General features: G+C 73.5%; 14 protein-coding genes and 1 pseudogene. 13 read left to right on the top strand and 2 right to left on the bottom strand.

Annotated features, from left to right (window positions below; all coding sequences use genetic code 11):
• The first annotated feature begins 11 nt into the window (after nucleotides 1–11).
• Nucleotides 12–1,373, top strand: coding sequence for a phosphoglucosamine mutase (glmM, locus tag JOD46_RS15805; protein ID WP_204395440.1), 1,362 nt, complete (start codon nucleotides 12–14; stop codon nucleotides 1,371–1,373).
• A gap of 43 nt (nucleotides 1,374–1,416) precedes the next feature.
• Here glmM and coaA read toward each other — a convergent pair whose 3' ends face one another.
• Nucleotides 1,417–2,373 carry a type I pantothenate kinase gene (gene coaA, locus JOD46_RS15800; RefSeq protein WP_204395439.1) on the bottom strand — a complete coding sequence of 319 codons (957 nt, stop codon included), beginning with the start codon at nucleotides 2,371–2,373 and terminating at the stop codon, nucleotides 1,417–1,419.
• Nucleotides 2,374–2,444: 71 nt separating this feature from the next.
• Here coaA and glmS point away from each other — a divergent pair, with 71 nt between their 5' ends.
• The 10 genes and pseudogenes from glmS (at nucleotide 2,445) to JOD46_RS15750 (ending at nucleotide 10,680) form a co-directional block, all read left to right on the top strand.
• Nucleotides 2,445–4,295, top strand: coding sequence for a glutamine--fructose-6-phosphate transaminase (isomerizing) (glmS, locus tag JOD46_RS15795; RefSeq protein WP_204395438.1), 1,851 nt, complete (start codon nucleotides 2,445–2,447; stop codon nucleotides 4,293–4,295).
• A 73-nt stretch (nucleotides 4,296–4,368) separates the two neighbouring features.
• Nucleotides 4,369–4,713: pseudogene (locus tag JOD46_RS15790) on the top strand (holo-ACP synthase); the annotation flags it as partial.
• 110 nt (nucleotides 4,714–4,823) lie between these two features.
• Nucleotides 4,824–5,963: an alanine racemase gene (gene alr / locus JOD46_RS15785; protein ID WP_307835070.1), complete on the top strand. Its 1,140-nt coding sequence runs from the start codon at nucleotides 4,824–4,826 to the stop codon at nucleotides 5,961–5,963.
• A gap of 29 nt (nucleotides 5,964–5,992) precedes the next feature.
• Nucleotides 5,993–6,490, top strand: a complete 498-nt coding sequence (tsaE, locus tag JOD46_RS15780; protein WP_204396769.1) for a tRNA (adenosine(37)-N6)-threonylcarbamoyltransferase complex ATPase subunit type 1 TsaE — start codon at nucleotides 5,993–5,995, stop codon at nucleotides 6,488–6,490.
• A gap of 34 nt (nucleotides 6,491–6,524) precedes the next feature.
• Nucleotides 6,525–7,145 (top strand): tRNA (adenosine(37)-N6)-threonylcarbamoyltransferase complex dimerization subunit type 1 TsaB, encoded by a 621-nt coding sequence (gene tsaB, locus JOD46_RS15775; RefSeq protein WP_204395436.1) that lies wholly within the window; start codon nucleotides 6,525–6,527, stop codon nucleotides 7,143–7,145.
• Between the two features lie 5 nt (nucleotides 7,146–7,150).
• A complete protein-coding gene (gene rimI / locus JOD46_RS15770) occupies nucleotides 7,151–7,678 on the top strand; it encodes a ribosomal protein S18-alanine N-acetyltransferase (RefSeq protein WP_204396760.1) in 528 nt (175 codons plus the stop codon).
• On the top strand, nucleotides 7,675–8,724 hold the full coding sequence (tsaD, locus tag JOD46_RS15765) for a tRNA (adenosine(37)-N6)-threonylcarbamoyltransferase complex transferase subunit TsaD (RefSeq protein WP_204395435.1): 1,050 nt from the start codon (nucleotides 7,675–7,677) through the stop codon (nucleotides 8,722–8,724). The genes rimI and tsaD overlap by 4 nt, the downstream gene beginning before the upstream one ends.
• Before the next feature lie 193 nt (nucleotides 8,725–8,917).
• Nucleotides 8,918–9,289, top strand: a complete 372-nt coding sequence (locus JOD46_RS15760) for a DUF4190 domain-containing protein (RefSeq protein WP_204395434.1) — start codon at nucleotides 8,918–8,920, stop codon at nucleotides 9,287–9,289.
• Between the two features lie 28 nt (nucleotides 9,290–9,317).
• Entirely contained in the window at nucleotides 9,318–10,130 is an 813-nt protein-coding gene (locus tag JOD46_RS15755) for a DUF4190 domain-containing protein (protein WP_204395433.1), read from the top strand.
• A gap of 16 nt (nucleotides 10,131–10,146) precedes the next feature.
• Nucleotides 10,147–10,680, top strand: a complete 534-nt coding sequence (locus tag JOD46_RS15750) for a hypothetical protein (protein WP_204395432.1) — start codon at nucleotides 10,147–10,149, stop codon at nucleotides 10,678–10,680.
• Nucleotides 10,681–10,717: 37 nt separating this feature from the next.
• On the opposite strand, the gene JOD46_RS15745 is transcribed toward JOD46_RS15750, so the two are convergent.
• Complete coding sequence (locus JOD46_RS15745; protein WP_204395431.1) at nucleotides 10,718–11,905, bottom strand: class I SAM-dependent methyltransferase; 1,188 nt, start codon at nucleotides 11,903–11,905, stop codon at nucleotides 10,718–10,720.
• A gap of 128 nt (nucleotides 11,906–12,033) precedes the next feature.
• On the opposite strand from JOD46_RS15745, the gene groES reads away from it, so the two are divergent.
• Nucleotides 12,034–12,330, top strand: a complete 297-nt coding sequence (gene groES, locus JOD46_RS15740; protein ID WP_149161212.1) for a co-chaperone GroES — start codon at nucleotides 12,034–12,036, stop codon at nucleotides 12,328–12,330.
• Between the two features lie 160 nt (nucleotides 12,331–12,490).
• The gene (gene rarD / locus JOD46_RS15735) at nucleotides 12,491–13,444 is read left to right on the top strand and encodes an EamA family transporter RarD (protein ID WP_307835069.1); all 954 of its coding nucleotides are present in this window, start codon (nucleotides 12,491–12,493) and stop codon (nucleotides 13,442–13,444) included.
• Nucleotides 13,445–13,714 lie beyond the last annotated feature (270 nt).

Below are 13,714 nucleotides of genomic sequence, written 5' to 3'. Positions count from 1 at the left end.
GAGCACCTGGCATGCCTCGGCTCTTCGGAACCGACGGGGTCCGGGGCCTGGCCAACCGTGAACTCACGGCTGACCTGGCCCTGGGCCTCGCCCAGGCGGCGGCCGCCGTCCTCACGCAGGGCCGGCACGCCGACGAACTCCGCGCGGCGGGCCGACGTCCCGTCGCCGTCGTCGCGCGCGACCCGCGCGTCTCCGGCGAGTTCCTCACGGCCGCGGTGTCGGCCGGCCTCGCCAGCTCCGGCGTCGACGTGCTCGACGCGGGCGTGATCCCGACCCCCGCGACGGCGTTCCTCATCGACAGCATCCGCGCCGACTTCGGCGTGATGATCTCGGCGTCGCACAATCCGGCGCCCGACAACGGGATCAAGTTCTTCTCGTTCGGCGGCACGAAGCTCCCCGACGAGGTCGAGGACCGCATCGAGTCGTTCCTCGGCCGGCAGAAGCTCGCCCCGACCGGCGACGGCGTCGGCCGGATCCGCCGGTTCGCCGACGCCGAGGACCGCTACGTCGTACACCTGCTCGGCACGCTGCCGAACCGCCTCGACGGCATCAAGGTCGTCCTCGACTGCGCCCACGGCGCGGCGGCGGGCGTCTCGCCCGAGACCTTCCGCGACGCCGGTGCCGAGGTGGTCGTCATCGGCGCAGATCCCGACGGCATGAACATCAACGACGGCGTCGGATCGACCCACCTCGAACCGCTGCAGCGCGCCGTGCGCGAGCACGGCGCCGACGTCGGCATCGCGCACGACGGCGACGCCGACCGGTGTCTCGCCGTCGACGCCGACGGCAACGTGATCGACGGCGACCGCATCATGGCGATCCTGGCGCTCGCGATGAAGGAGCGCGGCACCCTGACCGACGACACCCTCGTCGTCACGGTGATGTCGAACCTCGGCCTGAAGCGCGCGATGGCCGAGCACGGCATCCGGGTCGTCGAGACCAAGGTCGGCGACCGGTACGTGCTCGAGGCGCTCGCCCAGGGCGGCTACGCCCTCGGCGGCGAGCAGTCGGGCCACGTGATCATGTCCGAGTACGCCACGACCGGCGACGGCGTGCTCACGGGGCTGCACCTGGTCGCCGAGATGGCGCGGACCGGCAGGTCGCTCGCCGAGCTCGCCTCGGCGATGACGGTGTACCCGCAGGTGCTCGTCAACGTCCGCGGCGTCGACCACCACGCCCTGCACGACGACGCCGAGATCGCGGAGGCGGTCCGTCGCGCCGAGCACGAGCTCGGCGACTCCGGACGCGTGCTGCTGCGGCCGTCGGGCACCGAGCCCATGGTGCGGGTCATGGTCGAGGCCGCCGAGCTGCCGGTCGCGGAGGCGCACGCCGGCCGACTCGCCGACGTGGTGCGCGAGCGCCTCGCCAACTGACTCCGACGCGACGGCCGGGCGCGTCGGGCGTCTCGCCGGGTCGTCAGAGCTTGCGCAGCAGCACGCTCTGCACGGCATGGTCGGAGCCCTTGCGCAGCACGAGCGAGGCGCGCGAGCGCGTCGGGCGGATGTTCTGCAGCAGGTTCGGCTCGTTGATGGCGTGCCAGATCGAACGCGCACGCGCGCGCGCCTCGTCCTCGGTGAGGCTCGCGAAGCGGTGGAAGTACGATCGGGGATTCGAGAACGCCCCGCGCTGGAGCTTGAGGAACCGCTCCTCGTACCAGCGGGAGATGTCCTGCGTGCGCGCATCGACGTAGATCGTGAAGTCGAACAGGTCGCTCACCGCGAGGCGGTGCCCCGGACCCGGGGGCTGCAGCACGTTCAGGCCCTCGACGATGAGCACGTCGGGCCGGCGGACGGTGATCTGCGCGTCGGGCACGATGTCGTACGCCAGGTGGGAGTAGAAGGGCGAGCGGACCTCGGGCGCGCCGGCCTTCACCTCGCTCACGAAGCGGAGGAGCGCGCGGCGGTCGTACGACTCGGGGAAGCCCTTGCGCTCCATGAGGCCCCGCCGCGCGAGCTCGGCGTTGGGGAAGAGGAAGCCGTCGGTCGTGACGAGCTCGACGCGGGGCGTGTGCTCCCAGCGCGCGAGCAGCTCTCGCAACAGCCGCGCGATCGTCGACTTGCCGACCGCGACCGAACCGGCGACGCCGATCACGAAGGGGGTCGACTCGAACCGTTCGCGCAGGAACGTGCTCGTCACCTCGTGCAGCGCCTTCGTGCCGCCCACGTAGAGGTTGAGCAGGCGGCTGAGCGGCAGGTACACCTCGGCGACCTCGTTGAGGTCGAGCGGCTCGCCGAGCCCGCGGAGCTGCACGATCTCGGTCTCGCGGAGCGGCGAGGGCATCGACGGGGCCAGCGCCGCCCAGTCGGCCCGGTCGAGTTCGACGAAGGGCGAGGAGTGCGGCGTGTGCGACGACGGGCTCTGCGGATCGGGCACCGGCACAGTCTAGTGGCGTCGTCAGGACCCTCCGGGCATTCGCCCATCCGGTCGCCGCTAGGATCGAGCGCATGTGTGGAATCGTCGGATACGTCGGAGAGCGCAACAGCCTCGACGTCCTCATGGGCGGCCTTCGCCGTCTGGAATACCGTGGCTACGACTCGGCCGGCGTCGCCGTCGTCGATGACGAGGGCGACCTCGAGTTCGCCAAGCGCGCGGGCAAGCTGCAGGTGCTCGCCGACGAGCTCGAGCGCCACCCGATCCACCGCGGCGGCACCGGCATCGGCCACACGAGGTGGGCCACGCACGGCGGGCCGACCGACCGCAACGCGCACCCGCACCTCGCCGACGACGACAAGCTCGCCCTCATCCACAACGGCATCATCGAGAACTTCTCCGAGTTGAAGGACGAGCTCGTCGCAGACGGGTTCGAGTTCCAGAGCGAGACCGACACCGAGGTCGCCGCCGTGCTCCTCGGCAAGGTCTACCGCGAGACCGGTGATCTCCGCGAGGCGTTCCGTCGTACCGTGAGCCGCCTCGAGGGGGCGTTCACGCTCCTCGCCGTGCACGAGGACGAGCCGGGCGTCGTCGTGGGCGCACGGCGCAACTCGCCGCTGGTCATCGGGCTCGGCGAGGGCGAGAACTTCCTGGGGTCGGATGTCGCGGCCTTCGTCGAGTTCACGAAGCGTGCGGTCGCCATCGGGCAGGACCAGATCGTGGCGATCACGGCTGCCGGGGTCACCGTCACCGACTTCGAGGGCAACCCGGTCGAGGTCGAGCCGTTCGACGTAGCCTGGGACGCCTCGGCGGCCGAGAAGGGCGGCTGGTCGTCGTTCATGGCCAAGGAGGTCGCGGAGCAGCCCGACGCCGTGGCGAACACGATCCGCGGCCGGATCGTCGACGGCGTCGTGTCGGTGCCGGAGCTCGACGAGTTCGGCGACGACGCGCTGCGCGCCATCCGGCGCATCACCGTCATCGCGTGCGGGACCGCCGCGTACGCGGGCATGGTCGCCAAGTACGCGATCGAGCAGTGGGCCCGCATCCCCGTCGAGGTCGAGCTCAGCCACGAGTTCCGCTACCGCGACCCGGTGATCGATGACGGCACGCTCGTCGTCTCGATCAGCCAGTCGGGCGAGACCATGGACACCCTGATGGCCGTGAAGTACGCGCGCGAGCAGGGGGCGAAGGCCATCTCGGTGTGCAACACCCAGGGTGCCACCATCCCGCGCGAGTCGGATGCGGCCGTCTACACGCACGCGGGGCCGGAGGTCGCCGTCGCGTCGACCAAGGCCTTCGTCGCGCAGATCACCGCGCTGTACCTGTTCGGCCTGCACCTCGCGCGCGTGCGCGGCACGCTCTCGGAGTCCCAGCTCGCCGCGCAGGTGGCCGAGCTCCAGGCCATCCCGGAGAAGATCGCGACCGTGCTCGAGCAGGCCGACCGCGTGGGCGAGCTCGCGCACTGGATGTCGGACACCCGGTCGGTCCTCTTCCTCGGCCGGCACGTCGGGTACCCCATCGCGCTCGAGGGCGCGCTGAAGCTCAAGGAGCTCGCGTACATCCACGCCGAGGGCTTCGCCGCGGGCGAGCTGAAGCACGGTCCGATCGCGCTCATCGAGCCGGGCCAGCCGGTGTTCGTGGTCGTGCCGAGCCCGCGCGGCTCGGCGGCGCTGCACCCGAAGGTCGTCTCCAACATCCAGGAGATCCGCGCCCGCGGCGCCCGCGTCATCGCGATCGCCGAGGCGGGGGATGCCGCCGTCCTGCCGTTCGCCGACGAGGTCATCCGGATCCCGCTCGCGGCCCCGCTCTTCGAGCCGCTGCTCGCGGTCGTGCCGCTGCAGATCTTCGCCATGGAGCTCTCGCAGGCCAAGGGCCTCGACGTCGACCAGCCGCGGAACCTGGCGAAGTCGGTCACCGTCGAGTGATCCGCGACGTCCGGCCCGGTGCCGCCGGGCCGGACGTGCGGCAGACTCGGATCGTGGACGCGGGGAGGATCGCGTGATCGCGGGCATCGGCATCGACGTCGTCGACATCGCGCGCTTCGAGCGCTCGCTCAAGCGGACGCCCTCGCTCCGCGACCGGCTGTTCGCCCAGAGCGAACGGGATCGGCCCGCACGTTCGCTGGCCGCCCGGTTCGCCGCGAAGGAGGCCCTGATCAAGGCGCTGGGCGGCCACGCCGTGATCCGCTGGCATGACATGCGCATCGTGCAGGACGACGACGGCAATCCCGACTTCGCGCTCTCCGGAGCGCTGTCCGAGCATGTCGCCGCACTCGGGATCGACCGGGTGCACCTGTCGATGAGCCACGACGCCGGGATCGCGAGCGCCTTCGTCGTGCTCGAGCGCGGCGTCGGCCCCGCGGCGTCGGCGCGCGACCTGCTCGACGGCGATGGCCGGGCCGCCCCGCTCCGCCCCGGCTCCCACCCGTCCGACCGTCCCGACCAGGAGGACCTGTGAACCCCCGGCACGTGCTCGCTCCCTTCCGCGAGGCGGTCGTCGACCTCGGCGCCGTGCGCCACAACGTGCGCCACCTCGCCGCGACCGTCGCCCCCGCCCGCATCATGGCGGTGGTGAAGGCCGACGGCTACGGCCACGGCGCCGCGGCGGTCGCGCGCGCCGCGCTCGAGGGCGGTGCCGACTGGCTCGGTGTCGCCGACCTCGACGAGGCGATCGCGCTGCGCGGGGCGGGCATCGACGCGCCCATGCTCGCCTGGCTGCACGACCCCGCCGCGCGGTTCGCGCCCGCGGTGGCGCGCGACATCGACCTCGGCGTCTCCTCGCTCGCCCAGCTCGAGGCCGCGGCCGAGGCGGCGACGATCGCCGATCGACCGGCGAACGTGCACCTGAAGCTCGACACGGGGCTCAGCCGGAACGGCATCGCGGCGACCGACTGGGCGCCGGCGATCGAGCGCGCGGTCGAGCTCGAACGCGCCGGACGCGTGCGCGTGCGAGGCCTCTTCAGCCACCTCGCCAACGCGTCGCCCGCCGAGGACGCCGCCCAACTCGAGGCGTTCCTGCGCGGCGTCGAGTCGGCGGAGGCCGCCGGCCTCGCACCCGAGGTGCGGCACCTCGCCTCGACGGCGGCCGCCATCCGGTTCCCCGAGGCGCGGCTCGACATGGTGCGGATCGGCATCGGCCTGTACGGCGTTCCGCCCTACGGCGACGGCACGACCGCGGCCGAACTGGGCCTGCGGCCCGTGATGACGCTCCGCGGCCGGATCGCGGCGGTGCGCCGGGTCGAGGAGGGCACCGGCGCGTCCTACGGCTACACGTGGCGCGCCTCGCGGTCGACCACGCTCGCGCTCGTGCCCCTCGGGTACGCCGACGGCGTGCCCCGTCAGGCCTCCGGGCGGGGCGAGGTCGCGATCGGCGGGCGGCGCCATCCCGTCGTCGGCCGGATCGCCATGGACCAGTTCCTCGTCGACGTGGGCGACGAGGACGTGGCCGTCGGCGACGAGGTCGTGCTCTTCGGCGACCCCGGGACCGGCGCGCCCTCGGCCGACGACTGGGGCGACGCAGCCGACTCGATCGCGTACGAGATCGTCACCCGCATCGGCCCGCGCGTGCCGCGGACCCACCTGGAGCCGTCGTGACGCGCCGGAGCGTGCCCGACGCGGCGGCGATGGAGGACCTCGGGCGCGAGCTGGCCACCTGGCTGCGCGCCGGCGACCTCGTCGTGCTCACCGGGCCGCTCGGCGCCGGCAAGACCACGCTCACGCGCGGGATCGGCGAGGGCCTCGGCGTCCGCGGGCCCGTGCAGAGCCCGACGTTCGTGCTCGCGCGCACCCACCCCAGCCTCGTCGGCGGTGCGCCGCTCGTGCACGTCGACGCCTACCGGCTCTCGGGCGCTGCCGAGCTCGAGGACCTCGACCTCGACTTCGCGCACGCGGTCGTCGTCGTGGAATGGGGCGCCGGCCTGCTCGACGGCGTCGCCGAGTCCTGGCTCGAGGTCGTGATCGCCCGTCGGCGCGGCGACGAGGCGCGCGCCGACGGGTCGGGCGCCGGGGAACCGGAGGCCGACGAGCTCGACGCCGACGAGCCCCGGACCGTCGAGATCCTCGGGCACGGTCCGCGCTGGGCGGACACCCCGTACGCCGCGGCCTCCGCGATCGACGCCTGACCCGCGCGTGCGCGAGCCCCCGTAGGCTTGGGACATGCTCCTCGCGATCGACACCTCGACCGGCACGTCCGTCGCCGTGGTCGACCGCGACGGCGGCATCCTCGCCGAGACGGGCACGCGCGACACGATGCGTCACGCCGAGGCGATCGGCGGCGGCATCCGCGAGGTGCTCGCGCGCTCAGGCGTTCGCCCGGCCGATCTCTCGGCCGTGGCCGCCGGCATGGGCCCGGGGCCCTTCACGGGCCTCCGCGTCGGGATCGCCGCCGCGCGCGCGTTCGCGCTCGGCATCGGGCGGCCGGTCGTGCCCGTCGTCAGCCACGACGCGATCGCACTCGCGTGGTACTCGGCCTCCGGCAGCGGTCCGCTGCAGGTCGTCACCGACGCCCGTCGCCGCGAGTCCGCCGTGACCGACTACGACGGGATCGACGCCGACGGCCTGCCCGTCCGTTCCGCCGCCCCGCGCCTCGAGCCGCGTGACGCGGTGCCCGAGCCCCGCGGCATCCGCCTCGACGCCGACACCGTCTCGGCCGGTTCGCTCGGCCTGCTCGCGGAACTCGCCTGGGCGTCCGGGCGCCTGCCGGTCGCGGGCGACGAGCCGCTCTACCTGCGCGCGCCCGACGTCACGCTCTCGGCCGCCAAGCGGGTGACGCCGTGAGCCTCATGCTGCGACGTGCGCGCCCCGGCGACCTCGACGCGATCATGGCGATCGAGCGCACCACGTTCGCCACCGACGCCTGGCCCGAGCACGCCATGCGCTCCGAGCTCGAGGGCGCGCACACGTACTACCTCGTGGTCATCGACGACGAGCGGCCCGACCGGCCGCTCGCCTACGCCGGGCTGCTGGCGCCGCGCGGCTCGGGGCAGGGCGACATCCAGACCATCGCGGTCGACGCCGCCGCGCGGGGCCGCGGGATCGGGCGCGCCCTCATGCACGCCCTCATCGACGAGGCGCGTCGTCGCGGGGCGACCGAGCTGTTCCTCGAGGTGCGCGCCGACAACCCGGTCGCGCGAACGCTCTACGAGTCCCTCGGCTTCGAGCAGATCGGCGTGCGCCGCGGCTACTACCAGCCCGACGGGGTCGACGCGATCGCCATGCGGCTCGCGGTGCCGCCCGCGCTCGCCCGCCCCGCGGCATCCGGCGCCGTCGGCGCGCCCGCGCCCGCAGACCCCGCAGGAGGAACGCCGTGAACCGCGACGCCCCGCTCGTGCTCGGCATCGAGACCTCGTGCGACGAGACCGGCGTCGGCATCGTGCGCGGCACCGAGCTGCTCGCCAACGCCATCGCCTCGTCGATGGAGGAACACGCCCGCTACGGCGGCGTCGTGCCCGAGGTGGCGGCGCGCGCACACCTCGAGGCGCTCGGGCCGACGATCCGGGCGGCGCTCGACGAGGCGTCGGTCGGGCTCGACGAGCTCGACGCGGTCGCCGTGACCAGCGGCCCGGGACTCGCGGGCGCGCTCATGGTCGGCGTGGGCGCGGCCAAGGCGCTCGCGCTCTCGCTCGAGAAGCCGATCTACGCCGTGAACCACCTCGTCGGCCACGTCGGCGCCGACCTCCTCGGCGACCGGCCGCTCCAGACCCCGAGCGTCGCGCTGCTCGTCTCGGGCGGGCACACGTCGCTGCTGCTCGTGCGCGACCTCGACTCCGACGTCGAGCTGCTCGGCGAGACCATCGACGACGCCGCGGGCGAGGCGTTCGACAAGGTCGCGCGCCTGCTCGGGCTGCCCTACCCCGGCGGTCCCGAGATCGACCGCGCCGCCGTGGGCGGCGACCCCGACGCCATCCGCTTCCCGCGGGGGCTGACCCGGCCGAAGGACCTCGATCGCCACCGCTACGACTTCTCGTTCTCGGGGCTCAAGACCGCGGTCGCGCGGTGGATGGAGCAGCGCGAGGCGTCGGGCGAGCCGGTGCCCCTCGCCGACGTCGCCGCGAGCTTCCGCGAGGCGGTCGTCGACGTGCTCGTGTCGAAGGCGATCGCCGCGTGCACCGACCTCGGCGTGCCCAGGCTCCTGCTCGGCGGCGGCGTCGTCGCCAACCGGCGGCTGCGCGAGGTGGCCCAGCAGCGGGCGGATGACGCGGGCGTCGCGCTGCGCATCCCGCCGCTCTCGCTCTGCACCGACAACGGCGCCATGATCGCGGCGCTCGGCGCCCGGCTCATCATGGCCGGGCATGAACCCTCGGGACTCGACTTCGGCGCCGACTCGACCCTCCCGGTCACCGACATCCAGACCTGAGCGGGCCGTCGCGGCGCGACGTCGGGAGACATGGGGACTTCCGCCCCTGCCGGGCGTCGTCGACGGGCGCTATGGTGACGCGAGAAACCCCGCGAACGCGGGGCCGCGACCCGCGCCGCAGGTCGTTGACACCGCACCGCGGCGCTGCCAGCATGGCCCAGTCCATGCACACACCTGAGGGAGAGCAGTTCACATGACCGACCCCAACGCCGACCCGAACGTCCCGAACGTTCCTCCGGCTCCGCCCGCCCAGCCCGCGCCGTCCTACGGCACCGCTCCCGCGTACAACGCGTCGGCGCCCGCCTACGGCGCTCCGGCGTCGCAGAAGACCAACGTGCTGGCGATCGTCTCGCTCGTCTCGTCGTTCTTCATCTCGATCGTCGGCATCATCACCGGCCACATCGCCCTGAGCCAGATCAAGAAGACCGGCGAGCAGGGCCGCGGCCTCGCGATCGCCGGCCTGATCATCGGCTACATCGGCCTCGTCGTCGGCATCATCGCCGTGATCGCGTGGTTCGCGATCCTCGGCGCCGCGGTCAGCAGCGGCAACATCACCACCTACTGATCCACCCGCAGCACGGAAGGGGCTCGACATGAGCGATCCCAGGAATCCCGACGAGCCGGTCGAGCCGGTCGCGCCGTCCGAACCGTCGATCCCGGCGGAGCCCGTCGAGCCCCCCGTGCCCGCGGAGCCGATCGAGCCGACCATCCCGGCCGAGCCGATCGAGCCGACCATCCCGGCCGAGCCGATCGAGCCGACCATCCCGGCCGAGCCGGGGCCCGAGGCACCCGAGCCGGTGCACCCGCTCGAGGCGCCGGAGCCGCCCGCGCCGCCCGCCCCGCCCGTGCCGCCGGTCCCTCCCGCGCCGTCGGGGCCGCCGGTACCGCCCGCACCGCCGTCCTACACGGCGGGAACGCCGTCGTCGCCGTACGGCGCCCCGACCGATGCCGCTCCGCCCGCGTACGGGGCGGCTCCCGCGGCGTACGGGGCGCCGTCCGCCTACGGGGCGCCGTCCGAGTACGGTGCGCCGCCCGTCCCGCCGCCGGCGTACGGCTCCGTGCCGCCCGCCGCCCCGGCACCGTACGGCGCCACCGGACCGTACGCCCCGCAGGCGGCCAGGCCGACGTCGGTCTACAGCCTGATCTCGCTCATCGCGGGCATCATCGGCATCGTCGGCTCGCCGATCCTGTTCCTGCCATTCGTCGGCGGCGTGCTCGGCTTGTTCGTGCCCGCGGCCGCCGTCATCCTCGGCTTCATCGGCCGCAAGCGCGAGCCGGCCGCCAAGGGCATGTGGCTGACCGGCATCGTGCTCGGATTCATCGGCCTCGGACTCGCGCTGCTCTCCTTCATCCTGTGGGGCGTGCTGTTCGCGATCGGCGACGCCTACAGCGGCTACTCCTACTGACCCGGCCCGAGTCCGCATGACCGACGAGCGCATCCCGCCCGAGCGGACCGTCGCGCCCGCCGCCGCGCCGCCGCATGCGGTGCCCACGCACACCGCGCCGACGCCGGTCGGCCCGCACACGGCGATCGAGCCGCATCCGGCGGCGCCTGCGCAGGGCGAACCCGAGCGGCCCTCCGCGGGGGCGCCGCGGGAGTTCGACCGCCCGTTCGACACGGGCGAGCTGCACGCCCTGCCGACGGGCCAGCTGCTCGCGGTGCGCCGACCCGAGCCCGAGGTGCCCGAGTACGAGGTCGAGGAGGAGGAGCGCCGGCGCGTCTACAGCTACGTCGCCGCCGCCCTCGGCGTGATCGGCGCGGCCGCGTCGCTGTTCGTCGGATGGATGCTCCCGGTGTCCGTCGCGGCGATCGTGTTCGGAGTGCTCGGCGTGCGCCGCGAGGAGCACGGCCGCATCCCCGCGTTCGTGGGCATCGGCGCCGGCATCGCCGGCCTGGTGTTCTCGTGCGTGTGGATCGGCTACTACGCGATCGTGTTCGGGGCGCTCCCGCGCTGACGGGCTCGGTGCCGGCTCCGCGCTCGAGGCGGCCGGCTCAGAGCCGCTCGACCAGGAGGGCGACGTGCCGGCCCTCCTCGCGCGTCAGCACGATGGTCGCCGCGTCGTCGCCGCGGAGCTTCAACCGCGTCCGCAGTGCGGCGGGGTCGACGTCGACGCCGCGCTTCTTGATCTCGAGCGTGCCGACGCCACGGGCCTGCAACGCCTGCCGGAGGTGGCGCTCGTCGGCGGGGAGCCGTTCGAGCACCCGGAACCCGCGCGCGAAGGGGCTGTCGACCTCGCGGTCGCCGGTGAGGTAGGCGATGCCCTGACTGAGCATCCAGGCGCCGTTCGCGCGGGCGAGGTCGCCGATGAGGCGCGCCCGGATCACGGCCCCGTCGGGCTCGTACAGGTAGTCCCCGAGCGGCCCGACCGGCGCATCCTCGCTGTCGCCGGGCGCCACGAGCTCGTGCGCGCCGTCGCCCCGGATGACCAGCGCCGCGCGGCCGACGCCGGGCCGCGCGAGGGCGCCGGTCCACACCGCCAGCTCGACGACATCGCCGTCGACCGAGACCCACTGCGCCTCGGTGCCCGGCGGGATCACGTCGCGGTCGGTCCCCGGGCCCAGCTTGACGCCGATCGGCAGGCGATCGGCGAGGCCGAACGCGAACTCGAGCGACGGCGAGTAGTCCGCGGCGTCGGAGAGCCGTGTCGTGGTACCGCCCGTCGTCGTGCGCCGTGCGGGGTCCAGCCACGCAGCGTCGATGCCGGCCAGGGGCACCTCCTCGGCGCGCGCGTGCACCACGTGGACGTGGGGGAAGGGCGTGAGGTTGAACGCGGCGATGGCCGCCGTGACCTCGTCGGCCTCGGCGGCGGTGACCTCGAGGTCGACCGCGGCGAAGGCGAGCGCGTCGCCGCCGATCCCGCAGCCGAGGTCGGCGACGTGGCGGAGTCCTGCGCGGGCGAACCGTCCCGCGTGGAGGGCGGCGACGCGGAGCCGCGTCGCCTGCTCGAGGCCGGCTTCCGTGAAGAGCATCCGGTCGGCGAACTCGCCGAACTTGGCACGCGCCTTCGCCCGGAGCTTCGACTGGCTCAGCACCGCGGCGACCAGGCCGGGGGAGTGCCCCTGCTTGCGCAGGTCGGCGACCGTGCGCACGACATCGGCGCTGCTCGACCAGGCCGGGAGCGAGTCGAGCAGATCGAGCCCCTCGGGGGAGAGCAGCCGCACCAGCTCGTCGCGTTCCACGCCGCCACGCTAGCACCGCGACATCCGCTGGCACTCACGTTGCACGAGTGCCAGAACCGCCCTAGACTCGGGTTAGCACTCTCACTCAGAGGCTGCTAACCCAGTCTTCGTCAAGAAAGAGGTCAACCGTGTCGGTTTCCATCAAGCCGCTCGAGGATCGCATCGTCATCAAGCAGGTCGAGGCCGAGCAGACCACCGCATCCGGCCTGGTCATCCCCGACACCGCCAAGGAGAAGCCCCAGGAGGGCGAGGTCGTGGCGGTCGGCCCGGGCCGCATCGACGACAACGGCAACCGCGTTCCGCTCGACGTGGCCGTCGGCGACCGCGTCCTGTACTCGAAGTACGGCGGCACCGAGGTGAAGTTCGGCGGCGAGGAGTTCCTCGTGCTGTCGGCCCGCGACGTGCTCGCGGTCGTCGTCCGCTAGCCGACTCGACACGTTCCGCGGCCCGGATGCCATTCGGCATCCGGGCCGCGTCGTCATGTCCGGCCGGTCGGGCGTCCTGCGCGCGGGCCGCAGCGGGACCGCGGCGGCGAGGGCACGGATGCGGCGACGCGGAGTCCGCGGTCGCGCGTAGGCTGATCCGGTGCCATCCCCTCCTCCCGCCGCCGCGCCGTCCCGCGCCCCGAAGGCGGGGGTGAACCGGCTCGGACTCGTCTTCGCGGTCTCGGCCTACGGGCTCTGGGGCTTCCTGCCCATCTACTTCATCGCGCTCGCGCCGACGACACCCCTCGAGATCGTCGCCTGGCGCATCCTCCTCTCGCTCGTGTTCTGCGCGCTGCTCATCGCGATCACGCGCACGTGGCGCCCGTTCGCGGTGCTGCTGCGCGACCGGCGGGTCGTCCTCACCATGGGCGCGGCCGGAGCGCTCATCTTCGTCAACTGGTTCACCTACGTCTACGCGACGCTGTCCGACCAGGTGGTCGAGGCCGCCCTCGGCTACTTCATCAACCCGATCGTCACGGTCTTCCTCGGCGTGCTCGTGCTGCGCGAGCGCCTGAACGCCGTGCAGTGGACGGCCGTCGGCATCTCCATCGTCGCCGTCGTCGTGCTCGCCGTCGGCTACGGCCAACTGCCGTGGATCGCGCTCGTGCTCGCGTTCAGCTTCGGGTTCTACGGCCTGATCAAGAAGCGCGTGGGCCACCGGGTCGACGCCGTCTCGGGCCTGACGCTCGAGACCGCGTGGCTGGCCCCGCCCGCCGCCGTGCTGCTGGTCGTCGTCGCCACGACGACGGGGCTGACCATGGGCACCCTGGGCACGTGGCACACCGTGCTGCTGCTGTCCGCGGGCGCCGTCACGGCGGTTCCCCTGCTGCTGTTCGCGGCGGCCGCCCGCAGGCTGCCGCTCATCTACATGGGATTCATCCAGTACTTCGCGCCCTTCATCCAGTTCCTCGTGGGCGTCCTGGTCCTGCACGAGCCGATGCCGCCCGAGCGCTGGCTCGGGTTCGGACTCGTGTGGCTCGCCCTCGCCGTGCTCACCGTCGACCTCGTGCGCGGTGCGCGGGCGAGCCGCCGGGCGGCGCTCGCGGCGCTCTGAGCCGGCTCGAACGGCGGCCGTGACGCTCGCGGCAGCGGGCCACCCACGTCGCGAGACCCCTCTACGGGGGTCTTGCGCAGCCGACCCGCCATGCACCCACGCACGCGCGAAGCGTGCGCGGATCCTGCGCGAGGCGCGGATTTCGTGCGTTCGACGGGCAGGATGTGTCACCGAGGTAACGATTGGGGCGGCGTTACCGGGTTGTGACCGGGATCCCTTGTCTCGGTCGGACCCGCCGAATACTGTCAAAACACCGGCGTCGCACGACGC

This window comes from Agromyces aurantiacus (assembly GCF_016907355.1).
In the GTDB taxonomy this organism is placed as follows: Bacteria; Actinomycetota; Actinomycetes; order Actinomycetales; family Microbacteriaceae; genus Agromyces; species Agromyces aurantiacus.
The sequence above is the reverse complement of the archived record's forward strand: the minus strand, read 5'-3'. Positions and strand labels throughout refer to the sequence as shown.